Source organism: Rania fehmarnensis (genome assembly GCF_056494185.1).
Map to the genome: position 1 here is coordinate 9,209,964 of NZ_CM151398.1, position 23,889 is coordinate 9,233,852.

Consider the following 23,889-nt stretch of genomic DNA (forward strand, 5'->3'; position numbering starts at 1 on the left):
ACACTCTCATCGCTGGCCCAACGGGCTGCGTCCAGTCCGAATTTTGCGAATCCTAGAGATTTGCCGAAAAGCTTGCTAGATCAATTCTCGGCAGCTTATCATGACACCCATAGCCCGCGCTGCCCCTGCGGTAAGAACTTTAACTCTCCTTGCAAACCACTCCCATGCTCAATGCTCAATTGGCCGAACTAGAGCAGGAGTTCCGCAAACAATGGAATGGTTATCAACCGCAGGCTTATGCGACCTTTCTCGAACAGGTTGCACCCGACGACGAAGTCGCTTTGCTAGCTCGACTGCTGGCCGTCGAATTGGAGTATGCCTACCAACCGCCCAACCTGCTCGAGCATTTGGAAGTCGAGCCGATCGACGAAGACGAACGCGTCGAGCCGCGCGTCATGCTCTTTCTGCATCGCTTTCCGCAACTGAAGTCGCATCGCGAACTGCTGATCCAACTCGTTATGCTCGAATTTGCCTTGCGTCTCCGCTTCGACCCCAAGACCCCCAACTACGATTCCTACTTGGATCTCTGCCCCAACGAAAAAGAACGCGTAGGCAGCATGATGCAGGTAATGGAAGAAAAACTCTATCGCCTCGGTGGCACTAACCAAGAGCCCTCCGAATCCAATCAGAACGACACGACCGTCGCGGAAGGTAGTAGCCAAAAGAAGATTTCGTTTTCGCAATTGCCCTGCAGTTTAGGGTACTTCCTGCTGACCGATGTCATCGGCCAAGGCGGCATGGGGACCGTGTATAACGCGGTCGATCTGCGCAGCGCTGCCCATGTAGCGGTGAAAATTATCAACCGCGCCGATTCATGGAGCATCTATCGCTTTATCGAAGAGTTCACCTGGCTCTCGACACTCAATCATCCCAACGTCGTCAAACTCTACGATACGTTCAGCGAAGCGGACACGCGTTACTTTTCGATGGAAGTCGTCGAAGGCAAAGCCATTCGCGATTGGTTCAGTGGTATCAGTGGCCCGGATCGCTGGGGCCAGTTGCGGCGCGTACTCAGTCAAGCCGCCCTGGCTGTGGCCTTCTTGCATGATCACGAAGTCATCCATCGTGACATCAAGAGTTCCAACTTGATGATCACCGGTCGCGGTCGCGCAGTGCTGCTGGACTTGGGACTGGCCAGTCGCATTCAAGAGGATCAGACGACTGCCTCAAAACCGCTCGATGGCCAGCAAGTCGTGGGAACCTTGCATTATCTTTCGCCTGAATCCTTGCATGGAAAAGAACCGGGCTTTGCCAGCGACTGGTACAGCTTCGGGGTCATGATGTATGAAACGATGACCGGCGCCTTTCCGCCCGTGCGCATCGATATGCATGCCGCGATCGAATCGGGTAAACGCTTTGAACTGGATTATTCCGCCAGCCATGAACAACTGGCCGCCTGCCCAAAAGAGCTGGCCAGTCTCTGCTTGGAAATGTTGCGCACCGAACCGGTCGAGCGGCCGGGAGCCGCAGAGATTATTCGTCGTTTGGGGAGCGATGTCGGTCAGCCAATTCCTTTCGTCGTCAGTGAAACCGACTTTGTCGGTCGTGAAAGCGGCTTAAAACTGCTGGACGAAGGGCTGGCAGCGGCTCGCTCTGGCCAGGCGGCTCTACGGTTGATTCGTGGCGAATCCGGTATGGGCAAAACCACGTTGCTCAACCGCTGGCTGAAGTCGATCTTGGCCAGCGATCCCGCAGTTCGCTTGGCGCATACCGATACGGTCACGGTCAGCAAAAATGTTTTGCGGTTGAGTATTCGCTGCCACAGCCAAGACCACACGCCCCTGCGAGCGCTGAATTTGTTGGTGCAAGAACTGGTCACTTGTTTGGCCATGCAGCCTAAAGAATTGTGGCACGATTTGGCCAAGGGCGGTGGCGAGGAGATCGTCTACACCTTTCCGCAAATGGAACGACTGGGTGGCGATAGCGTTTGGCCGGCTCAAACTCGCACCGGCGATTCGATGGAAGGGGTGGCGCGCCGAGCAGCCGGTCTGCACGCACTACTAGGCTGGTTAAAAGGCCTCAGTCAACGTCGACCACTGGTGATCTCCATCGATGATGCCCACTGGGCCGATAGTGAAAGCGGTCGCATTCTCTCGTTACTGCTACGCAGTCCAGATGAATTTCGCGGCCTCATCATTCTGGTCGATCAAGGTTCAGAGGTGGATTCGCCATTCTTGGAAAAGTTGATCGAACCAGAAACCGACCTGCCTAAATCGGGAACCGTATACGAGATACCGCCGCTGTCGCGCGAGCAGTGCGTCCGACTTTTAGAGTGTTGGTCGGGCCGGTTGCGCATTCGGTTAACGGATGAAGTTTCCGCTGACATTCTCAAACGTTCAGGTGGCAGTCCATTCCTCTTACAAGAGCTCCTGCGTTCCTACGTCAACTACATCGTCCGACATCGCTTGAGCGACGAAACTTGGTTGTCGGGTACGCAGAAGAACTCTGGAGTCCTGCATAATCGCTTTTCGATGTTGCCACCGGCTACAGAAAAGGTACTGCAGTTTCTAGCGGTCTCAACCCAGCCCTTGGGCATTCATCAATTGCAGACCGTCACGCGCGTCATGCCCGGCCAGTTGCTGTCAGAACTAAATCATCTCAGTGGCCAAGGCTGGATTCGTTTTAGCGGAACAACACTGGATTCCGAAGTGGAAATATCGCACGAAAGATTTCGCGAAGTCGTGCTACAAGCGATGATGGAAGATCGCTTGCAACGCCGCCATTATCGACTGGCGCGCATGTTATCCAGCGAGGTGCCACCACCTTGGCGACGCATTGCTCACCATTACTCGGAAGCGCGACAGTTTCGCGAAGCGGCCGCCTGCTACATGGAAGGCGCTCGCGCAGCGGCGCGCCGCCTCTCTTACGCCGAAGCTCTCTGGATGCTCGAGCGGGCGTTTCATCCTCAAGCCCAACGCACCGAAGGCGAAGTGCGTTCGGCGCTCCGCTTGAAGGCGGATTGCCTGGCTGGACACGGTAACTCACTAGCAGCCGCTCACGCATATGAGCAACTGGCACTATCGGCCGAAGATGATAAGACGTTGATGCAATGTCTGGCCGGCGAACAGTGGATTCGGGCCGGTCGCCTGGCGGCTGGACTAGAAAGCCTGCGCACCGTCTTGCGGCAACTGGATGTCTTGGCCGATGGTTCATCATGGCTGCGCCGAGGTTTCGCGCGTTGGCGCCTGAATGAAAAGGCCAGGATGATGCCCACGCAAGCTACCTTTAAAGCCGATGCCACTCCCTTCACCGAAATCCAACAGTGCCTCAACCGTATCAGTGGCCCACTGCAGTTCCTCGATGGCGAACTTGGTCGACGCTTGATCACACGCATGTTTCACTTGTCGTTAGAACGTGGCACTAGCTTCGATCGAGCTTTGGCGACCATGCGTTGGGCTCTCATGCTCTTTTCACGCTCGACAATGCCCAGGCGTCGAGCGGTCAGCTGGATTCGATTGGCACGGCGATTGGCCCGGCAGAGCGGCAGTCAAAATTCCCGCGCGCGGGTCCATGCGTGCATGTTCATGTGGTACAGCATGCAAGGACGATTTTCGACAGCCCTCCGATATTCGCAGCGAGCCGAACATTTATACGCCGCACATTATGCAACCGATACGTGGGAAACCGGATTTGTATCGTGGATCTCACTGGCGCATTTGTGGTACTCGGGGCAACTACGCGAGCTATGCCAACGCACCGATTCCTACCGCCAGGATGCCGTCCAGCGGACCGATACGATGTGGACCTACTGGATGCATGTCAATGCAGCTCACCTGGCCGACCTGGTGCGCGATGACATCGAGGCCGGTCGCGATTCACTAGCCAAGGCCAGCGCCGTGCTGAGCGACGAAGTATTCGAGATGCCACAAGTGATGCTGTGGGTTTCACAAGTACGCCAGTTGCTCTACGAAGGCGATTTTACGGGGGCTCGCGCCCGGCTGATGCAGCGCTGGCCCTGTTTAGAGGCCAGTCGAATCATGTCGATCGCCTATCACGAATGGTTGATGCGTTATCTGCGGGTCGTGTGCGACCTGGCGTGTGCCCAAAGCGACGCCACTCAAGCTGCCATCTATTTAAAAGATGCGCGCAAGCAGATCGCCAGGTTGCTGAAGTTGCGCGAACCCACCTTCTTGATTTACGCCCGCGCCTTACAATTGACCGTCGAAGCAGCCGAAGGTCGCGTGCCCAGTCGACCGCAGTGGCAAGCTGTGCTGGACGCTGCCCGCAGCCAACAACTCAATTTGTTGGCACTAGCCGTCGAATGGCATGCCGAACACTGGCATCCAACCGGCTTTGTCCGCGCCATTCGAACTCAACTGGCCGAAGAAGGTTGTATGAGTGCCGAGAGACTGATGAACCTGATCCTGCCACTGCCAAGTTAAGTTTGTTTTCTCGAGCGACCCATAGCAGTTACGCACAGCCTGGGTGTGCCCAAGGAATCGTAATGCCGAAATTCGAGCATATTCGCCATAAACCACCACAAACTCTCGCCGCACCTCGACCCTTGGTTTTGGTATCCGCGCCACTTCGCAGTAGTGTTAATCTTTCGCGCATGATTCGGTTGGCAGGGAATTGTGGGGTTCAAAAACTGATTCACTGCGGTAGCGGCAAGGTCGATCGCGAAATTGCTCGCGATGCCGCCGATTACGTTCGCCTGGAAACTCATCGCAGCCTGCCGCCGGTGCTGATCAAACTGCGCGAAAGCGGTCTCAGGCTGGTCGGGCTGGAACAAACGACTCACTCGCAGTGCCTGTATGAGTATCGATACGCCAGAGAGACCGCCCTCATCATCGGCGCTGAGCGCGAGGGACTCAGCCAGGAGGTCCTGGACCTGTTGGACGATGTCATCGAAATCCCCGTCTACGGCCAGCCCGCCAGTCACAACGTCGTCACCGCGACCACCATGGCCCTCTACGAATACTGCCGTCAGTTCCCTACGTAACACACCGCTCTACGGCGCTACGTCAAACGCGACTATAATCAACTTACAAACCATCGTCACCTATCCGTCAGGCAGTGCCTACTAATGAATATCCAACGCAATCCCACGCGATCGGTCCGCGTGGGTACGATTTCGATCGGGTCGCAACATCCTATCGCTGTCCAAAGTATGACGGCCACTCATACGCGTAACATTGATGCGACGGTGGAACAAGTCAACGCTTTGGCTGCCGCGGGCGCCGATGTAGTGCGGATTGCGGTCGACAGCGATCAAGATGCCCAGGCCCTGGCCGAGATTCGTCGGCAGACCACCGCCAACTTGTCGGTCGACCTGCAAGAGAACTATCGTCTGGCACTCAAGGTTGCTCCAAACGTCAACAAGATTCGCTATAACCCCGGTCATTTGTACCATCACGAAAAGAACAAACCTTGGCAGGAGAAAGTTCAGTTCCTGGCGCAGGTCGCTCGCGACCACGATTGCGCTCTGCGCGTCGGCGTGAACTGTGGGAGCGTGGACCCTGACAAGAAGAGCAAGTTCGACGCTCACGATACGATTACTCCGATGATCGAAAGCGCTACCGAACATTGCCAACTGCTCGATGAGCTGGGGTTCGAGCGCTACGTGGTTTCGCTGAAAGACAGCGATCCCACCAAAGTGGTTGAGATCAACCAGCGTTTTGCGGCGCTTCGGCCCGATGTGCCACTCCATTTGGGCGTGACCGAAGCGGGGCTGCCGCCGGATGGCATTGTCAAAACGCGCATTGCGTTCGAGCAGCTGATCGGCCGAGGCATTGGCGATACCATTCGCGTCTCGCTGACGGTGCCTAACCCGCGTAAGCCCGAAGAGATCGCCGCGGGCCGTTCGATCATCGATGATATCTATGCGGGTCGGCTGCGCAGCGTGGTTGCCTTGAACCCAAATGCGCTCAATATCATCTCGTGTCCGAGCTGTTCACGCGTCGAAAACGAAGAATTCGTGGAACTGGCTCAAAAAGTGAAGGAAATGACCCGCTACGCTCAGGACTACGCAATTACCATAGCTGTAATGGGCTGTCGCGTGAACGGTCCAGGCGAAACCGACGAAGCTGATTTGGGTCTGTGGTGTGGTCCGACGCGTGTGAATCTTAAACGTGGCGGTCAGGCTATAGGAGCCTTTACCTACGAAGAGATTCTGCCGCGCTTACAAGCCGAGCTGGATGACTTGATCAGCCAACGCAGTCCCGCCTCAGCCACTGCAAAACCTTAAACCACTTGTTTGATGTTCGATTGCCGAATGTTGCTAACCAATATCGCTCGATCTATTTGCTTCTGTTTGATCAACTTCCTTGCGCTCACCGCGACATGCCAATTGTATGTATGCGCGCAAGAGCCTGCTGCTCCGCCACCGATCACGGAACCACTGGTCGCGCGCGTCGAGATGAAGTTGACCTTAGGCGACAAGATCATCGATACGATCGAGAAGGGGGACTTGCTGACCGTTCTCTCGGAACGCGAAGATGCCTATGTCATTCGCACCTTCAATGGCCACAAAGGCGCAGTCGATAAAGCCAATGCGGTCAAGCTCGCCGAGTCGATCGACATCTATGACGAACTGATCAAAGAAAACGACCAGGAAGGTCGTCTGTACACGATGCGGGCCAGCGCCCATTGGGCTCTGGGGCAACACGACAAGGCATTGGCCGACTACAACCAGGCCATCGAACTGGGATACAAAGAATCCCATGCATACGCCAGTCGTGGTATCTTCCAAGCGGCCACGGGCCATCATCAAGAAGCGGTAGCCGATTTCACTGCTGCCCTCGAGAAGGACCCCAAAGATACTTCGTCGCTGATCAACCGTGCCGCCGCTTATATGGCACTTGGACAAGGCGCCAAGGCGGTCGATGATTACACCAGCGCCATCAAGTTGGACGAAAAGAATCCGATTCTGCTGCAGCAGCGAGCGATCGCCCTCAAAGCGGCCGATCGCTTGGAAGATGCGCTGGCCGATTACACCAAAGCCATCGAATTGAATCCCAAAGATGTCTCAGCCTGGATGGGCCGCGGCTTCATCTATTTCCAACTCGGCCAACATGCCGGGGCCATCGATAACTTTTCGCGCGTCATCGCCGAAGCCCCGCAAATGGCCTCGGCTTATAACAATCGCGGTTACAACTATCAACAATTGGGTAAATGGAAAGAGGCGCTCGAGGACTACAATAAAGCTCTCGAACTGGTCCCCAAGTATGGCCTGGCTCTGCAGAATAAAGCCTGGCTACTTGTGCTCAGCCAGGACCAATCGCTCCGCGATGCCAAAGCGGCGATCAAGCTGGCGGAAGCAGCCTGCGAGCTGACCAATTATCAAAACGTCAATGACCTGCTGGCCCTGGGTGCCGCCCTGGCAGCTGATGGCCAATTCGAAAAAGCCATTGGTTGGCAAGAAAAGGTCCTGCAACTCTTGCCCGAAGAGGACAAAGGCTTTGCCAAGCGCGTCTTACAGCGCTACCAAAACAAAGAGCAATTTGACCCCAAAGACCTGGGCCAGTAAGCCACGTTGTTCTGTGACCCTGTGCGGACTTTGCGTTTCAAACAAGAACCTGTTAACCAGCACGAGGTTGGCCTTCGCGAAAAGGAGACTATCTTCCTTTGGCAGGTTTGAATACGATATCCCAGTAGTGATTGGCCGTATTCCTCTTGCAATTCAGGACTCAACGTGGCTGCGGTGGCTCAGCATCCCTTCGATAGACCAGCGGGCGGTCCGGACGAACCACGTCACCAGCTCACCACAGCCCAGCGGATAACCGGCCAATCGATCACGCTGTTGGCCAGGTTTTTCAGCGGTTTTACGGTTCGCTGGATTGATTGCCAGCCGGACGTCTGCCAGCGAGTTTACTTCGCCAACCACACCAGCCACTTGGACGCGGTGGTTTTATGGTCAGCTTTACCCCGCGAACTGCGGCGGTTGACGCGCCCGGTGGCTGCTCAAGACTATTGGGCTCAGACGCGTTGGCGCAGGTTCTTGGCTAGTTCTTTCAATGCGCTGCTGATCGATCGCAAAGAGATCAAAGTCCACCAAAGTCCGGTCGAACTGATGATCAAAGAGATCGGCAATACTTATTCGCTAATCGTTTTCCCTGAGGGCAGTCGAGCCGATGAAGGCGAGATGGGGCAGTTCAAAAGTGGCCTGTACTACCTGGCCAAGAAGCGTCCTGATCTGGAGTTGGTCCCGGTCTACATGGACAACATGAATCGTATTCTGCCGCGAGGTGAGTTCCTACCGGTGCCGCTGCTGAGCAGCATCACCATCGGCCCGCCGATCTGGCTCGAAAGCGGCGAACAGAAGAACGACTTCTTGAACAGGGCTCGCGAGTCGGTTCGTGCTTTGAAAGATCGGTGAACCATGACCGACTTTCAAACCAATTTTCTTTTAGGGACTGTACTGGTAACGCTAGCCATTGCGTCGCTGGTAGGACGTTGGCTGCGGCGGCAACCCAGTGCGTCGATCAATCCGGCGCTGGTCAGGCGTTTTCGACAGCGGCTGAACGCCTGGTGGCTCATGACGGCCATTATGGTCTTCGGACTGTTGGCTCATCGAGCTGGCACGGTCATCATGTTCGGCCTGGTATCGTTTTGGGCCATGCGTGAATTCATCACGATGACACCCACGCGCCGCAGCGATCATCGTGCGCTGTTTCTGGCTTTGGTTCTCTTTACTCCGCTGCAGTACATTCTCATCGCTGTGGGACAGGTCCAACATCCGTTCCGCGAAACGGCCATGGATCTGTATGGCATCTATAGCATCATGATCCCAGTTTACGCCTCGCTGTTCATTCCTTCGATCATCGCCATCGCCGGTGACAGTAAACGCTTCCTGGAACGCACCGCGCAGATCCAAGCTGGATTGTTGATCTGCGTTTATTCGCTCAGCTACGCGCCAGCTCTGCTGTATCTGCCGCTGATCGATAGTGCCGGCCAGCCCTGGAATCGCAATGCGGGTCTGCTGTTCTTTTTTGTGCTCATGTCGCAGTTATCAGAAGTCTTCCAATGGACCTGGGGCCAGATTGCGGGCAAAAAACTGATTGCGAAAGACATCAGCAGCAGTCGCACGTGGGAAGGATTTTTGGGCGGTACTCTGTCGACAGGTTTAATGGGCGCACTGCTGTACTGGGTTACGCCCTTTCAGATCTGGGAAGCGGCTTGCATGTCGATGGTCATCGCCGTCATGAGCATGTTTGGTGGCTTGACCATGAGCGCCATCAAGCGTGATCGCGGCGTCAACGACTATGGCACGCTGGTCATGGGCCACGCCGGTGTGCTCGATCGCATCGACACCTTCTGCTTCGCTGCCCCCGTGTTCTACCACTTGACCCGATTCTTCTACTCGTGATGGAGGTAGCCACCGCTGCCAGGCGGTGGATTTCGCTGCCAGCCTAGTCCACCGTCTGGCGACGGTGGCTACCCTATGAATCCACGGTTCTTTAGGAGCCTACTCCGTTGATCATTGATACTCATGCCCACCTGACCGATCCATCTTTGCTGCAGCAGTTGGACCACGTCTTAAGTGAAGCGGCCGAAGCCGATGTGGGTGGGATGATAGCGGTGGCTACCAACTTGGAGAGCTCTCGAGCTTGTATCGCACTGGCGCAGCGCCACCCGAGTGTCCGCGCCAGTGTCGGCATTCATCCCAACTACTGCGCTGCCGCCAACAGCGGTGACTTTGAAGCGATCAGCAGGCTAGCGGACAATCCGTTGGTGGTAGCGATTGGTGAGACGGGCCTGGATCGTCACTGGGACGATTCGCCTTGGGAGATGCAAGTTACCAATCTGGCTCAGCATGTCGAGCTTTCCCGCCGCGTCGATCGCCCCTTGATCATTCACACGCGCGACTGTGCCGAGGAGACCCTGAATATATTGCGCGGTCATGCAGAGCAGGGGGGAGCCTTTCGCGCCGTGATGCATTCCTTTACAGGACCGGCCGCCGTGGCCGAAGGTTGTTTGGAGTTGGGCTTGTACATTTCGTTTGCGGGAATGGTGACGTACAAGAACGCTGCGGATTTGCGTGAAATCGCCAAAACGATTCCTGACGATCGCATTCTGGTTGAAACCGATTGCCCGTATCTGACGCCGCATCCACTGCGTGGCCAGCGACCCAATCACCCTGCCTTGGTCGTCCATACGCTCCGCTGCCTGGCCGAGGTCCGCGGCGTCTCCCCCGCTACGCTCGCCCAGCAAACCACCGCCAACGCCCAGCGCTTGTTTGGCCTGGCACTGACATCGTAGCCCCCGTGTAGAGCGGCTGTCCCCAGCCGCTCAGCACCCGTCAAGCGTTGCACTTCTAACCACAAGTCCAACCTAGACAGGCGGCCTCAGCACGTGGACACATCCACGTGCCCAAAACGCCGCCTGTACGACTAGTACTACTCAGCTACTATCTTGGTTATTTTGTCTGGGCAGGGCGTGCGTTCCGACCGCACTTGGATTTAGATAGATAAATGCGCACGATATACCTCGACTACAACACCAGTACGCCGATCGCCGGGAGTGTCCGCGATGCGATGTTGCCGTTTTTGAGCGAATTTTATGCTCATCCATCAAACTCGCATTGGCAGGGCCGCGCCATGCAGGAAGCGTTGGAGGATTCACGGTCACATCTGGCTTCACTAATCGGTTCTCATCCGGCGGAACTCGTCTTTACCAGTGGTGGCACCGAGAGCATCAACTTGGCGCTGATGGGCGCGGCCCGGGCAGTAGCGCAGCAAGAGCCCAACCTGGTTCCGCATCTGATTACGTCCAGTTTGGAACATGCCTGCGTCCTGCGCTGCGCAGAGGAACTGGAGACACGGGGCTGGCAAGTTACCTTTATCGGCAGCGATCCCCAAGGACTTATTCGGCTGGATGAGCTGGAGGATGCCATGCGCGACAACACGCGCCTGGTCAGTCTCATTCATGCCAGCCATCTCTTGGGTACGATTCAGCCGATTGCTCAAGTGGCTGAACTGTGTCAGGAGAATCGAGCTTTGCTGCATGTCGATGCGGCCCAGTCCGTCGGCAAGATTCCGGTTAACGTATCCGAACTAGGCGTCGACTTGCTCAGTTTAAGTGGGCACAAGTTCTATGCACCGAAAGGCATCGGCGCCTTGTACGTTCGCATGGGCGTGACGATCGAACCGATTCTCTTTGGCGAAGGCAACGAAGCTGGCTTGCGGCCTGGGACTGAAAACGTATCGCACGTGGTAGGCTTGGGACAGGCCGCGCGCCTGGTGGCTCAAGGCATGGAACTGGCCAGCGACCGACTAAGCGAATTGCGAGATCGCTTTCATCTGCAGTTAGAGCAACTCTTGTGTGAACACTTGCCGGTGCATGGAGCGCGGGCTGCGCGCGTGCCGCATACGCTCAGCCTGCAATTGCCCAATGTTTCGACCTCGATGCTCGAACAGCGTTTGCCCGAAATCTGCTTGATGCCACAGCCCACCGGATCCTATCGGCGCAGCGGCGGCAACATCTGCTCAACCTACGCCTCGATCGGCCTCTCCGCCGACCAGGCAGCCCGAACCCTGCGCATCAGCTTCGGCTGGAACACGACCGAAGACGAAATCGATCGAGCCTGCCACCTAATCGCCGCTGCCTATGAAAGCCTGAAGTAAGCGGCAGAAAAATGATTGGGCAGAAAAATTTGAGCCTTTGGTCACTCTTCTGAACAAAAATTTCGACCGTGATCGCCATGGCGATATCGCGAATCGAATACTTCATTTTGTTCGATCAATCACATCCAGGCGTCAACATCTTTCTGCCCACACATCTTTCTGCCTCCGTGATACGGGCAAAAAGATGGGATCGCCTGGGCTTGGAATTGTCGGCCAGTTCGGAGGGGTGGGAACAGTATGACGACCGTATGTGAGCCGGAGATGTGTTATGCACTAATGGCCATACTAAATTCAACAAGAATGTGTGGCGGGCATAAGTCGATCGATTAGATGTTAATCAGACTGGAATCGATCAAAGAGTTGCGGCGAGTGGTGAGCCACACTACCACTCGCCGCGTCATCAATAGCTAGAAGCTATTTCTTCTTCTTAGCGGCTTTCTTCTTAGCACTCTTCGCTGGTGCGGCCTTGGCCTTCTTTGCTGCGGCTTTCTTTGCCATCGTAATACCTTTCACGATCTAGAGACTCCGTCGAAACCTATGCTCGCGCGAGCATTCCATGGACGCTGAATATAGAGGTATGGTGAAATGGAATCGAGTGGAGAATCTGCGTCGTTGCAAATTTTTTTTGAAATTTTTTTGTGACGCGCTTAGACGATCAAGACCACATTGGCGACGACAACGCTCGAATTGGTAGCGCTGTGTACTGATCCTTGTAGCCATAACGTGCTTGAGTTGGACCATGCATTATCAATCGCCGGTGGCCCACCATGATTCATCGCAGGCGCTAGAGGTGATGCGCTGCAATCCATGTCCATGCATCGCGCAAGGTTTGATCAATAGGCCGGCGCACATACTGCAACTGGCGCTCAGCTTTGGCGGAACTGTAGGCGTGATGCAGCCCACCCATCGCGATGGCAGCGCCGTTGAACAGTCGCTCCTCTGCACCCGAGAGTCGATACCAGAAGTCGGCCATGCAAGCCGCCGCAGGAATCACCGGGCCCATGCGAAACACGCGTTTTGATTGGCCAATCACTTGTACGATTTGGCTGCACAGCTGAGGATATGGCAGGTTTTCGCCAGCCAGAATATAGTGCTGGCCGCGTTCGCCGAGCGTTAAACCGTTCACAATCGCAGCCGCTACATCGCGCGCATCACATACGCTGGCCGTTCCGCGCGGCGATACAACCACCGGCGCTTTCTTGACCGCCAATATCAATGCACCACTAGATGGTTTCCAGTCATAGGGCCCGAGCATGAATCCGGGATGCACAATGACCACATCCAAACCGCGACTCTCTGCCGCAATGATCTCTTGTTCGGCGGCTTGTTTAGTAAGCACATAAGTGCAAGCGGTTTTCGGGCAACCTGCACCGCGTTCGGCAGCTGTCTCATCCAACGGTTGATCGGCGGCCACAGCTGCCGGCAGCGTATCGACCGTCGAAACGTACACCAGTCGCACTCCGTAACGCTGGCAGATCTGCGCCACCGCTCGAGATCCATCGACATTGGTGCGCTGGGATTCCGCGCGGCGATGATAACCGATGTGGATCGAGGCCGCCGAGTGGATAACCGCATCGCAACCGGTTACCGCCTGGTCCAAGATGTCCAGATCGTTCAGTTCGCCAGTGACTACTTCCACCTTCAGACCTGCCAGTTCAGGACGTCCAGAGGCGTCTTTTCCGGCTCGCGCCAACACGCGCACGGCGAGTCCGCGCGCCAACAGCTCGCGAACAATGCAATTTCCCAGCAATCCTGTAGCGCCAGTAACTAATATCCGCTGTGGCATGGGCTCTTCGCCTGTGTCCTTCCCCAAAAAACGGCTCAAGGTTTTCTATCGATTCAGCTCTTGCTCTTCTTCTGCAGTGCCACTCTCTGGGTACCAGCGCTCAAAGAAGATGGCTAGTAGGACTACCAGAATCGCACTGGCAATGATCAAACCGATGGCCGCACCCGCCAGATAGCCGGCCAGCGTATCGCTGACCAGTCCACCCACCAGCGCCCCCAAGCCTGCCAAGATCGCTGGAGGGACTGCCATAAAGGTGAATAGCCACACGCTCAGCATGGCTCGACCAGCCGCTAACGCGTCGCGTTGTTGCAAGGCGCGTGGTTTGATCACTCCCCACAATCCCAACAAGTTAATCGTCGATGCCAAAACAAAGGCAGTCGGAATCAAGACCAGGCTGACCATGACTACATCCAGCCAACGCTCGCGCAGCAGAATCAGAAACATGGCCACGGTTAAGATGTGCGTAACCAAGACCGGCAACAGCGGCCCGGCCAGCATACCCAACACGATTCGCCACGCCGGCAAGGGCAATTGCTTGAATACCAGGCGATGCGACGTTGGCCCCAGAAACCCTACCGGCAATTGCAACAGCAGCAGAAAATCAGCATAAGTGGTCAGTCCAGCCAACCACATCAAGCCTGCCGAGCCTTCCATGCGCTGTCCGTTGATGAATAGTGGGATCACCAATATCAACGTCACTATCGACAGCGTGTACAAAATGAACCGCGGCAGCAACCGTAGAGAAATTGTCAGTTCCAACCAGGCAACGCTACCGATACCACCCAGTCGACCGATTCTGGGAACCGAAATGCGCCCCAACCAACCGCCTTGGACAACTGTACCACTGCGCAGAGCGGATTGGCGGCGCGCGATGGCGCGATCGGTGCGTTCAGTGGCGGCTTCACCAAAACCTCCACCCAGCGCATAGACCGCGGCAACTAATAGCGCCAGAATCGGCAGCCGAGCCAGTAGCTGCAGCGGCACTGTGGGCCAGAATTCTCGTTGCTGCAGCGGCGCAAACATCCAAGCCACCGGCGGCAAGAGCACGCGACCAAGTTGCGTCGTCGAAGCTTCCGCCGCAACACGACTGAAATCCAGTGTTCCGCCACGCGCTTCGATGCCGCGCACCGATTGAATGACCATCACGATCAACGTCCCCAAGGCCACGACACTCAGCAAGGCTCGGCCGACTTTCACATACCTGGGTAAGGCATTGCGGGCAGCCAAAGAGGCGATCATGCCTACCAGCAACGATACGCACAGCACCATCCATATACCCACAAAGCCCGACAGCACGTTCGGCATGTAAGCGAAAGCGACCGCCGACAGAATCAATGAACTGAACAGCGAACGATAAGCCAGCCGCACCAGGTTCAGCGTCAGGATGTCGCGCGTACTAAATGGACCAGATACTAAGAAATGAATCTCGGCCGGGCGCATGACGAGTCCACGATCAGCCGCGGCGGTCAGCCAGGTTGCCAGCAAGTAAATCAGCGCCCAAAAAGGCATCGCTGCGCCAAAGCGCAAACTCTGAGTGGCGATCAGCGGATCTTCGCCCGCGCCCGGCGCTCGATCCCTGGCCATCTGCACGTTTGCATATTGGCCAAAGGCAATAAAGCCAATGAATAGCAGCAGCATGAGCACCATGCCCATTTTGCGAATCCAGCGTTTGCCACGCACCAGGCTGCGCAAACCGCTGCGAATATCCAACCATAGAAGTAACCACAACGCTGGATGCATTCGCTGCTCGTAACCTTAGGAACCGAAAAAAAATAAATGACCGGACTCACAATGCGCGAAGAACGACGAATTCACCTGTCACTGATTTGGTTGAATCAACCTGACATCATGAGTTCTGTGACAACGGGTTGGAACGTAGCATAAAATAGCCAGAAATTTTGTGGGTTGAATGACAGGCATGGCAACACACTTCGCGGAATTCAAGGTGAGCATCGCCCCAGGAACGGCACCAGGGTTTGATGGAGATCAAGCTACCCTGTTACGATACGTCCGGTCATTTATTTTTTTACGGTTCCTTACTTTTGAGTCTCGAGCGTGGCGCGGAAGAATACATCCTCGAGCGAACCGGTGATACCGTACTGCTGCCGAGCATCTGCCAAGGTGCCTGAGAACAGGCATTTGCCGCTGCGCAAGATAACCAAATACTGCGAGATATCTTCCACTAAGGCGAGCAAATGACTGCTGAGTAGCACGGTCGAACCTTCCGCCGCCAACTCCACCAGCGACACTTTTAGTTGTCGAATGGCAACTGGGTCCAGGCCAGTTAGAGGTTCGTCGAGCATGATGACATCGGGCTTGCGCAAGTAAGCACAGGCGATGGCCACTTTCTGACGCATGCCCCGCGACAGTTCGCTAGCCAACGCATGAACTTTGCCTGTAAGTTCCAATTGCTCCAGCAGAGCGGCGGTGCGAGCGGACGCATCAGGTACGTTGTAGGCCGAAGCGATGAACTGCAGATGCTCGTGTACCGTTAAAGATTCAAACAATGGTGGATCGTCAGGCACGTAGGCTATGCGACGTTTGACCTCCAGCGGCTCCCGCTCGACATCAAAGCCCACGACCAGCAGCCGGCCAGCCGTGGGTCGCACAATGCCACACAAAGCCCGCATCGTCGTCGTCTTGCCCGCACCATTGGGACCAATCAAAGCCCCAATCACACCTCGCGGCAGCGCAAAACTGACACCGTCAGCCGCGACCACACGATCGTATTCTTTGCGGAAGTGCTCGACGGAAATTACATCTGACATTATGGACGAATCCCTAAGCCGACGGCGTTAGCCGCGGTTAACTTTGCCGACGGCGTTAGCCGCGGTTGCACGACATATGGTGCTAGAACCCGAGGCTAACCGCCCGCGTGAATGTCAAACGTCTCAAAAACCGAGGCCAACGCCTGCGGCTTACTTCTTTACGTCATAGACGTAGATCAAATCCAGATCGCGCAAAAACAACTTGCCTTCGGCTACCACTGGATGTGACCAAACTTGCCCGTTGCCGCGGTTGATTGAACTCTTGGCAGGGATGGTGAACTTACCACGTGGAGTCCACTCGTTGACCGAGGGATCGATTAGGTAGCACGTGGCAGTGCTTTCGCCGTAGACATAAATTCGGCCATCGGCATAGGCAACCGACGCGCCCGAATCGCCTGCTACACGACCTTCCCACAGGACATCACCTTTGAGGAAATCCATGACCACCCAACCGGCCCGCGATTTCATGCCGTAGACTTTGCCATCGACCAATACTACACCACCGTGGTGGTTGATTTGGTTCTTGTTGGCGTAAACCTTTTCGGCTTTGACGGTTTTCTTATCATCAGAAGACAGCTTCATCAGCACGCAACCTACGCCGTAGCCAGCAGTGTGGTAAACGTAGTTATCTTGGATGATCGGCGTCGGAATCGTAGCAGTCGAGGCTCCGGTGGACTTGTCGGTCCACAGGGTGCGGCCATCATCGACGGCAAAGCTCACCAGGCCCTGTCCGCTGGCGGTCGTATAGCAATCGACGCCGTCGACGTTGTGTTTGATCACCGACACATAATGCGGGTCGGCATCGTAACCGGTGCTCTTCATTTTGACTTCGCCACTATTCAGATCGAGCACTTGCAAGAACGACGCGCCGCCTGGGCACACGACTACGCGATCGCCATCGACCAGCGGTGATTCGCTGAATCCCCACTTGGGCATCTTGCCGCCCAAGTCCGAAATCAAGTTCACTTTCCACTGCAGCTTGCCGCTCGACTTATCCAACGAGCAGCAATTGCCTGCATCATCCAGCACGATCACGCGATCGGCCAGCACCGTTGGGGTACTGCGTGGACCGGTGCCCCAGCCTGAGGCATAAGCATCTCGGTCAACCGCCGGAGCTAACTCTTCGCGCCACAGCTGTTTTCCAGTGGCAGCATCCAGACAGAAAGCAAAGTTCTTGGCATTGTCGCCTACCGTGGCCCCCAGCGAATAGAGTTTGCCTTCGGTTACGGACATCGATGCGTAACCCATACCCGCTTCTTTAAACGTCCACGCCAGCTTAGGGCCACCTTCGGGCCAGCTCTGCAAAAGTCCGGTGGACTGGCTTTGATGGTCGCGATGCACACCACCCCACTGTGGCCAACTATCCTTCGATGGCTCAGCGGCCACCAATGACAAACTGCCAACCAGGCAGCACGCCAAGCTGAATATCGATGTGAGTTTCATGGGCTTTAACCTCGGAATATGTGTCAATAAAAACGATGTACATTCTTTGCCAACTCGGTTGCGGAACGGGGCAAGTTTTTTCCCTTCGAAAGTCCGAAGCGCGTTTCGAAAGCCTTGACGGCTTCCGCTACGAATTTTGGCCCAATACGAATTTGGCCCCATATTGTACACTCGATTGGCTTGATGATCGTAGGGCCTGACTCTGAGCGTTACGCGGGGCCGATCGTCTCAACTTCTTTCCAATGCGAAGCGTACTGGATCTGAAAGAGTTTTTTCATGGGTTTGGGTTGCAAATAATCGCACAGACCGCCGGTGCTCTGGCCATAGCTACGCCGATACCCCCAGCTAAATTCGTCTTCGAAACCTTCTTTGTAGCTCACATACAAGTGATCCGCGGCCCGAGTCATAGCCACGTACAGCAAACGTCGTTCTTCTTCGAACCCATCGGTTGCAGCCAGAGCTCGCGGTAGCGGAATGCAACCACTCATGGCACTCAGGACGTAGACCACCGGCCATTCGAGACCTTTGGACGAATGAATTGTACTAAGGACCAACGGGGGTTCCTTGGGTTTCTTCGATTTGCGTGCCTCCAAGTCGGGCAGGTCGGCGGTACTGGTTGGCGGATCGAGCGTCAGGTCTTCCAACATCTGCTGTCGCGTTTCAAACCGATCAGCCATCGCCAGCAGTTGTTGCAGGTCGGCTTTGCGAGTCGCGGCATCATCGTAGCGATCTTCCATCAGCGGCTGATAGAAACTGAGCACGCAGGCCAGCTGGGCCGACAGGGCCTCAGGTCGATTGGCCACCAGGTCTGTTAGCAGCTTCATCAGTTGTGGCCACAGGCGAGCCGAACCGACAGGCGGTTTGATCTGATGCCAAATCTCGATGCCTACGGTCGACACTTCCAACATCTCGATAGCCAAAGCCGCGCGCTTGGTCCCGATGCCCGGCAGCAGCATCAGCAAGCGCAAGGCCGCAACTGTGTCTTTGGAATTCTCGGCCAGGCGCAAGAAGGCAAGCAAGTCTTTGACGTGCGCCGCCTCGACGAACTTCAGTCCGCCATACTTTACGTAGTTGATCTTGTTGCGCAACAATTCCGTTTCCAGCGCCAGCGAATGATGGGCGGCGCGAAACAGCACGGCTTGATCCTTGATCGGAATGCCTTCGGTCTTGTGCCGCAGTATGCGCCGGACGATAAACTCGGCTTGCTCTGAATCGCTGTAGCAAGATACCAGTTGCGGTTTGGTGCCCGCCTCGCGAGCGCTCCATAGTTCCTTCTCAAAACGCTCTTTGGCTTGCTCGATCAGCGCGTTGGATACGGCCAGCAACGGTTTCGTACTGCGATAATTTTGTTCCAGCTTGACGACCTTGCAGTTGGGATACTGCAACGGAAATTCGAGGATGTTACGGATGGTGGCTGCGCGAAAGGAATAGATCGACTGGGCATCATCGCCCACGACGGTCAGCCCCTTGCCATGGGGCGCCAGTCCCGACAAGATCTGCGACTGCAGCACATTGGTATCTTGATACTCGTCGACCAGAATCGCTTCAAAACGCCCACGGATACGCTCGCCAATTTGCTCGTGATGAGCCATATCGCGCATGTTGACCAGCAGATCATCGAAGTCGAGGATCCCCAGCATGCGTTTCTGTTTATCGTACTGGGCAAATAGTTGTTCCAGTGTGCCGGTATGCGAAACAAAGTCGGCGTAATGTTCTTTGATCACTCGCTCTAGCGGCCATTGACTGTTGACCTGGTAACTGTGGATCGAAAGAGCGGTGCCTTTTTTGGGCAGCGTCTTGTCGCCGTACTTGTCGATCACTTTCTTTAGCAGGGCATCGAGCAGATCTTCTGAGTCGGTTCGATCGTGGATGGTGATATGCTTGGGTAGACCGATGGCTTCACTGAAGATGCGCAGCAGGCGCACGCTGGTACCATGAAAGGTACCGGACCACAGCCCGGCCAGATCGACTTCATTGCCCACTAGTTTCTTGGTGCGCTCGGTCATCATGGTGGCGGCCCGACGCGTATAGGTCAGCAGCATGATACGGCTCGGGGCGATGCCTTGCTGGATCAAGTACGCTACGCGATGGACCAGGGTCGTCGTCTTGCCGGACCCCGCACCAGCGATGATCAGCAGCGGCGACCGGTCATGCATGGCTGCCGCCCGCTGTTCAGGATTCAACTGATCTAGCGTTCCCAAAAAATTCCCCTTCGATGAACTCAGCGACAACCTGAGCGCCCGCGTCTTCGTTTAACCCGTATCCGCCAGGCGAGGTTTTTTCGTTTAACCCGTAGCCGGCAGGCGAGGTGAACCCTCTAACCAAACCCTGCGTTTACCTAACCATCTTTTGCTTAAAGAGGTGACTTCCCACTACCATATCAGCTCCTTCGATCACCTAGCCTTCGGCTTCGTTTAACCCGTAGCCGGCAGGCGAGGTGAACCCTCTAACCAATATCTGCGTTTACCTAACCATCTTTTGCTTAAAGAGGTGACCTCCCACTACCATATCAGCTCCTTCGATCACCTAGCCTTCGGCTTCGTTTAACCCGTAGCCGCCAGGCGAGGTGAACCCTCTAACCAAACCCTGCGTTTACCTAACCATCTTTTGCTTAAAGAGGTGACTTCCCACTACCATATCAACTCCTTCGATCACCTAGCCTTCGGCTTCGTTTAACCCGTAGCCGCCAGGCGTGGCGCACCCTCTAACCAATCTCTGCGTTTACCTAACCATCTTTTGCTTAAAGAGGTGACCTCCCACTACCATATCAGCTCCTTCGATCACCTAGCCTTCGGCTTCGTTTAACCCGTAGCCGCCAGGCGAGGCGCACCCTCTAACCAAACCCTGCGTTTACCTAACCATCTTTTGCTTAAAGAGGTGACTTCCCACTACCATATCAACTCCTTCGTTTGCCTCGCCTTCGGCTACGGGTAAACGATTGAGGTGACTTCCCACTACCACATCAACTCCTTCGTTTCCCTCGCCTTCGGCTACGGGTTAAACGATTGAGGTGACTTCCCACTACCACATCAACTCCTTCGTTTGCCTCGCCTTCGGCTACGGGTAAACGATTGAGGTGACTTCCCACTACCACATCAACTCCTTCGTTTGCCTCGCCTTCGGCTACGGGTTAAACGATTGAGGTGACTTCCCACTACCACATCAACTCCTTCGTTTGCCTCGCCTTCGGCTACGGGTTAAACGATTGAGGTGACTTCCCACTACCACATCAACTCCTTCGTTTGCCTCGCCTTCGGCTACGGGTTAAACGATTGAGGTGACTTCCCACTACCATATCAACTCCTTCGTTTGCCTCGCCTCTGCGGCTACGGGTTAAACGACTTCAGGTTATGATATACGACCCACCTGCATTTTGTCTCACCGGAGCGACTGGTCATGACTGGACCTCGACCTATTTTGGCGGCGCTGCTTTGGATCGTGGTTGGCCCACTGACGCGGGCTGGCGAAGTCGCCAAGCCGCCGATCGATAAACCGAATATTGTCATCTTCTTTGCTGACGATTTGGGCTATGCCGACCTGCAGTGCTTTGGTGGTCAGACGATGGTGACGCCCAATCTAGATGAGATGGCTCGGCAGGGTCGACGCCTGACCAGCTTTTATGCTTCGCAAGGCGTATGCAGCGCGTCGCGTTGCTCGCTGATGACCGGCTGCTACAACGTGAGGGTCGGCATCTTGGGTGCGCTGGGGCCAGGGGCCAAGGTTTGCCTCAATCCCGACGAACAAACGATTGCAGAAATTGTTAAACCGCGCGGCTACAGTACGGCTATCTTCGGCAAATGGCATTTGGGAGATCGCGAGCAGGGTTTGCCACTCCATCATGGCTTCGATGAATACTTCGGCTTGCCTTATTCCAACGACATGTGGCCCTATCATCCTACGGCCAAAAATTTTCCAGCGTTGCCCCTGATCGAAAATGATCAGAGGGTCAACACAAATGTGACGGCCGACGACCAGCAGTATCTGACCAAATGGTGCACCGAACATGCGTTGGATTTCATGCGTCGACATCAAGACCAACCGTTTTTGGTGTACATGCCTTTCAGCATGCCGCATGTGCCCATCTTTGCTTCGGAGAAATTTGCCGGCTCCACTGGCAAGGGATTGTTCCACGATGTGATTGCTGAGATCGATTGGAGCGTCGGCCAGGTGCGCCAGTTTTTGCGCGACTCCAAACTGGAAGACAAGACGCTCGTTCTGTTCACGTCCGACAACGGACCATGGTTATCGTATGGCGATCATGCTGGTTCGGCTGGACCGTTGCGCGAAGGGAAGGGGACTGCTTGGGAAGGCGGTGTGCGCGAACCGACGATCGCCTGCTGGCCTGGCCAGATTCCGCCGAGCACCGAATCGGCTCAACTGGCAGCCACCATTGATGTGCTGCCCACGGTGGCTTACTTGACCGGAGCTGCATTGCCCGAGCGCAAGATTGACGGCCTGAATATCTGGCCACTATTGGCTGGCGACGACCAACAAACAACACCTCATGATGCCTACTATTACTATTGGAATCGCGAACTGCATGCCGTGCGCAGCGGAGCTTGGAAGTTGCACTTTCCGCACGAGTACCGCACGCTGGTCCAAGCCGGCAAAGATGGTCGGCCTGGCCCCTACAAACAACTCACATGCGATTTGGAGCTATACAACCTGGACAGCGACATCGGCGAACAGCACAACGTGGCTGAGCAGAATCCCGAAGTAGTCGAGCAGCTGAAGGCTTTGGCCCAGCGCATCCGCGGAGAACTCGGTGACTCTCTCAATAAACAAGAAGGTAGTGAAGTGCGACCAGCGGGCACACTACCCTAAAAACTCACACCTTACTCCTTACTCCTTGCCTTACGCTAACAAGCCTGGCACCAACTTGCCATGCACATCGGTCAAGCGATATCGTCGACCTTGGAATTTGTAGGTTAAGCGTTCGTGGTCGATACCCAGCAGATGCATCATGGTTGCATGCAAATCGTGGATATGCAGGCCATCGCGGACGATGTTGTATCCGAACTCACACGTTTCGCCATAGACCGAGCCGGCTCGCACACCACCACCGGCCATCCATACGCTGTAACAACGCGGATGATGGTCGCGACCGAAGTTGGTGGCAATCTTGCCCTGACAATAATTGGTTCGGCCAAACTCACCGCCCCAAATCACCAGCGTATCGTCTAACAATCCGCAGCGCTTCAAATCTTTAACCAGGGCAGCGGCTGGTTGATCGGTTTCTTTGCAGAGTTTCGGCAATGCGCCTGGCAAGCCACCGTGGTGGTCCCAGTCTTGATGATAGAGCTGGATGAAACGTACACCGCGTTCGGCCAGACGCCGCGCTAGCAGACAATTGGCGGCGAAGGATCCGGGCGTCTTAACGTCGGGACCATATTCGGCCAGCGTCTGCTCCGACTCGTCGCCGAAGTCGGTGGCTTCAGGCACACTCCGTTGCATCGAGTATGCCATCTCGTAGTGTTCGATACGGTTCTGAATCTCGGTGTCCGCCACTTCGCTCAGTTCATGCTGGTGCAAGTCGCGCAGGCGATCGAGCAATTGGCGTCGACTGTCGGGGCTGACGCCCGGCGGATTGCCGAGATACAGCACGGGGTCTTTAGCGGCGCGGAACAGCACACCTTGATGTCGAGTCGGCAGAAAACCGCTGCCCCACAAGTGTGCACCCAGCGGCTGACCACCTTTGTCTTTGGTGATCAACACGACAAAGGAAGGCAGGTCCGCCGTCTCTTGACCCAATCCATAACTGAGCCAGGCACCAATGCTAGGCCGGCCCGCGATCTGAGTACCCGTCTGCAAGAACGTTACCCCGGGACCATGGTTAATCGCTTCGGTGTACATCGAGTTGACGATGCACAGATCATCGGCGATCCCCGCGGTGTAGGGCAGTAGTTCACTGATCGCTGCGCCGGCTGGTCCATGTTTGGTGAATTTGAATGGCGAACCGACGAGCGGGATCGACGATTGATTGCCGGACATACCGGTCAAGCGTTGGCTGCCGCGAACCGAATCGGGTAACTGCTCGCCGTTCATTTGATTGAGCAGCGGTTTATGATCAAACAAGTCCAGCTGCGATGGACCGCCCGACATGAACAAGTAGATCACGCGTTTAGCTTTGGGCGTGAAGTGCGGTTGGCCAAGCACACCGCGATCCAGCGGTGACTTGCTCGCATCTTCCGCTCGCGCATGTTCGGCGTTTAACATGCTCGAGAGCGCTAGCCCACCCAGTCCCAAGCCAGTCTGAGTCAAAAAACTGCGACGTTTCGGCAAGTTGAATTGGTACATGTTTACACTTCAAGCTTCGAACTTCGAACTT

The 23,889-nt window shown here is 55.6% G+C and carries 16 protein-coding genes; 10 read left to right on the forward strand and 6 right to left on the reverse strand.

The features are described from left to right. Positions 1 to 164 precede the first annotated feature (164 nt). The 9 genes from SH573x_RS31110 to SH573x_RS31150 all read left to right on the forward strand — a co-directional run bounded on the left by SH573x_RS31110 (position 165) and on the right by SH573x_RS31150 (position 11,818). Positions 165 to 4,382 carry a serine/threonine-protein kinase gene (locus tag SH573x_RS31110; RefSeq protein ID WP_479352133.1) on the forward strand — a complete coding sequence of 1,406 codons (4,218 nt, stop codon included), beginning with the start codon at positions 165 to 167 and terminating at the stop codon, positions 4,380 to 4,382. Between the two features lie 62 nt (positions 4,383 to 4,444). Then, positions 4,445 to 4,942, forward strand: a complete 498-nt coding sequence (locus SH573x_RS31115; RefSeq protein ID WP_479352134.1) for a TrmH family RNA methyltransferase — start codon at positions 4,445 to 4,447, stop codon at positions 4,940 to 4,942. Between the two features lie 84 nt (positions 4,943 to 5,026). Further along, complete coding sequence (gene ispG / locus SH573x_RS31120; RefSeq protein WP_479352135.1) at positions 5,027 to 6,187, forward strand: (E)-4-hydroxy-3-methylbut-2-enyl-diphosphate synthase; 1,161 nt, start codon at positions 5,027 to 5,029, stop codon at positions 6,185 to 6,187. Between the two features lie 27 nt (positions 6,188 to 6,214). Then, entirely contained in the window at positions 6,215 to 7,468 is a 1,254-nt protein-coding gene (locus SH573x_RS31125) for a tetratricopeptide repeat protein (protein ID WP_479352136.1), read from the forward strand. A 249-nt stretch (positions 7,469 to 7,717) separates the two neighbouring features. Then, positions 7,718 to 8,317 carry a lysophospholipid acyltransferase family protein gene (locus tag SH573x_RS31130; RefSeq protein WP_479356834.1) on the forward strand — a complete coding sequence of 200 codons (600 nt, stop codon included), beginning with the start codon at positions 7,718 to 7,720 and terminating at the stop codon, positions 8,315 to 8,317. 3 nt (positions 8,318 to 8,320) lie between these two features. Then, the gene (locus tag SH573x_RS31135) at positions 8,321 to 9,307 is read left to right on the forward strand and encodes a phosphatidate cytidylyltransferase (RefSeq protein ID WP_479352137.1); all 987 of its coding nucleotides are present in this window, start codon (positions 8,321 to 8,323) and stop codon (positions 9,305 to 9,307) included. Between the two features lie 107 nt (positions 9,308 to 9,414). After that, positions 9,415 to 10,200 carry a TatD family hydrolase gene (locus SH573x_RS31140; protein WP_479352138.1) on the forward strand — a complete coding sequence of 262 codons (786 nt, stop codon included), beginning with the start codon at positions 9,415 to 9,417 and terminating at the stop codon, positions 10,198 to 10,200. Positions 10,201 to 10,412: 212 nt separating this feature from the next. Beyond that, complete coding sequence (locus tag SH573x_RS31145; RefSeq protein ID WP_479352139.1) at positions 10,413 to 11,564, forward strand: cysteine desulfurase family protein; 1,152 nt, start codon at positions 10,413 to 10,415, stop codon at positions 11,562 to 11,564. A gap of 77 nt (positions 11,565 to 11,641) precedes the next feature. Then, on the forward strand, positions 11,642 to 11,818 hold the full coding sequence (locus SH573x_RS31150; RefSeq protein WP_479352140.1) for a hypothetical protein: 177 nt from the start codon (positions 11,642 to 11,644) through the stop codon (positions 11,816 to 11,818). Between the two features lie 530 nt (positions 11,819 to 12,348). On the opposite strand, the gene SH573x_RS31155 is transcribed toward SH573x_RS31150, so the two are convergent. The 5 genes from SH573x_RS31155 to SH573x_RS31175 all read right to left on the reverse strand — a co-directional run bounded on the left by SH573x_RS31155 (position 12,349) and on the right by SH573x_RS31175 (position 19,762). Beyond that, positions 12,349 to 13,350 carry an NAD-dependent epimerase/dehydratase family protein gene (locus tag SH573x_RS31155; protein WP_479352141.1) on the reverse strand — a complete coding sequence of 334 codons (1,002 nt, stop codon included), beginning with the start codon at positions 13,348 to 13,350 and terminating at the stop codon, positions 12,349 to 12,351. A gap of 45 nt (positions 13,351 to 13,395) precedes the next feature. Then, positions 13,396 to 15,090, reverse strand: coding sequence for a putative ABC exporter domain-containing protein (locus SH573x_RS31160; RefSeq protein WP_479352142.1), 1,695 nt, complete (start codon positions 15,088 to 15,090; stop codon positions 13,396 to 13,398). A gap of 296 nt (positions 15,091 to 15,386) precedes the next feature. After that, positions 15,387 to 16,118, reverse strand: coding sequence for an ABC transporter ATP-binding protein (locus tag SH573x_RS31165; protein ID WP_479352143.1), 732 nt, complete (start codon positions 16,116 to 16,118; stop codon positions 15,387 to 15,389). A gap of 150 nt (positions 16,119 to 16,268) precedes the next feature. Next, positions 16,269 to 17,561 carry an outer membrane protein assembly factor BamB family protein gene (locus SH573x_RS31170; protein ID WP_479352144.1) on the reverse strand — a complete coding sequence of 431 codons (1,293 nt, stop codon included), beginning with the start codon at positions 17,559 to 17,561 and terminating at the stop codon, positions 16,269 to 16,271. Positions 17,562 to 17,770: 209 nt separating this feature from the next. Continuing rightward, complete coding sequence (locus tag SH573x_RS31175; protein WP_479352145.1) at positions 17,771 to 19,762, reverse strand: ATP-dependent helicase; 1,992 nt, start codon at positions 19,760 to 19,762, stop codon at positions 17,771 to 17,773. 1,195 nt (positions 19,763 to 20,957) lie between these two features. Between SH573x_RS31175 and SH573x_RS31180 the strand changes: the two genes are divergently transcribed. Further along, positions 20,958 to 22,385 (forward strand): sulfatase family protein, encoded by a 1,428-nt coding sequence (locus tag SH573x_RS31180; protein ID WP_479352146.1) that lies wholly within the window; start codon positions 20,958 to 20,960, stop codon positions 22,383 to 22,385. Positions 22,386 to 22,415: 30 nt separating this feature from the next. On the opposite strand, the gene SH573x_RS31185 is transcribed toward SH573x_RS31180, so the two are convergent. Further along, the gene (locus SH573x_RS31185; protein ID WP_479352147.1) at positions 22,416 to 23,858 is read right to left on the reverse strand and encodes a DUF1501 domain-containing protein; all 1,443 of its coding nucleotides are present in this window, start codon (positions 23,856 to 23,858) and stop codon (positions 22,416 to 22,418) included. Positions 23,859 to 23,889: the final 31 nt, after the last annotated feature.

Excerpts from the sequence above, each read along its gene's own strand:
- SH573x_RS31110 (WP_479352133.1), top strand. The coding sequence starts at position 165 with ATGCTCAATGCTCAATTGGCCGAACTAGAGCAGGAGTTCCGCAAACAA.
- SH573x_RS31115 (WP_479352134.1), top strand. The coding sequence starts at position 4,445 with ATGCCGAAATTCGAGCATATTCGCCATAAACCACCACAAACTCTCGCC.
- ispG (WP_479352135.1), top strand. The coding sequence starts at position 5,027 with ATGAATATCCAACGCAATCCCACGCGATCGGTCCGCGTGGGTACGATT.
- SH573x_RS31125 (WP_479352136.1), top strand. The coding sequence starts at position 6,215 with ATGTTGCTAACCAATATCGCTCGATCTATTTGCTTCTGTTTGATCAAC.
- SH573x_RS31135 (WP_479352137.1), top strand. The coding sequence starts at position 8,321 with ATGACCGACTTTCAAACCAATTTTCTTTTAGGGACTGTACTGGTAACG.
- SH573x_RS31145 (WP_479352139.1), top strand. The coding sequence starts at position 10,413 with ATGCGCACGATATACCTCGACTACAACACCAGTACGCCGATCGCCGGG.
- SH573x_RS31150 (WP_479352140.1), top strand. The coding sequence starts at position 11,642 with ATGGCGATATCGCGAATCGAATACTTCATTTTGTTCGATCAATCACAT.
- SH573x_RS31155 (WP_479352141.1), bottom strand. The coding sequence starts at position 13,350 with ATGCCACAGCGGATATTAGTTACTGGCGCTACAGGATTGCTGGGAAAT.
- SH573x_RS31160 (WP_479352142.1), bottom strand. The coding sequence starts at position 15,090 with ATGCATCCAGCGTTGTGGTTACTTCTATGGTTGGATATTCGCAGCGGT.
- SH573x_RS31165 (WP_479352143.1), bottom strand. The coding sequence starts at position 16,118 with ATGTCAGATGTAATTTCCGTCGAGCACTTCCGCAAAGAATACGATCGT.
- SH573x_RS31170 (WP_479352144.1), bottom strand. The coding sequence starts at position 17,561 with ATGAAACTCACATCGATATTCAGCTTGGCGTGCTGCCTGGTTGGCAGT.
- SH573x_RS31180 (WP_479352146.1), top strand. The coding sequence starts at position 20,958 with ATGACTGGACCTCGACCTATTTTGGCGGCGCTGCTTTGGATCGTGGTT.
- SH573x_RS31185 (WP_479352147.1), bottom strand. The coding sequence starts at position 23,858 with ATGTACCAATTCAACTTGCCGAAACGTCGCAGTTTTTTGACTCAGACT.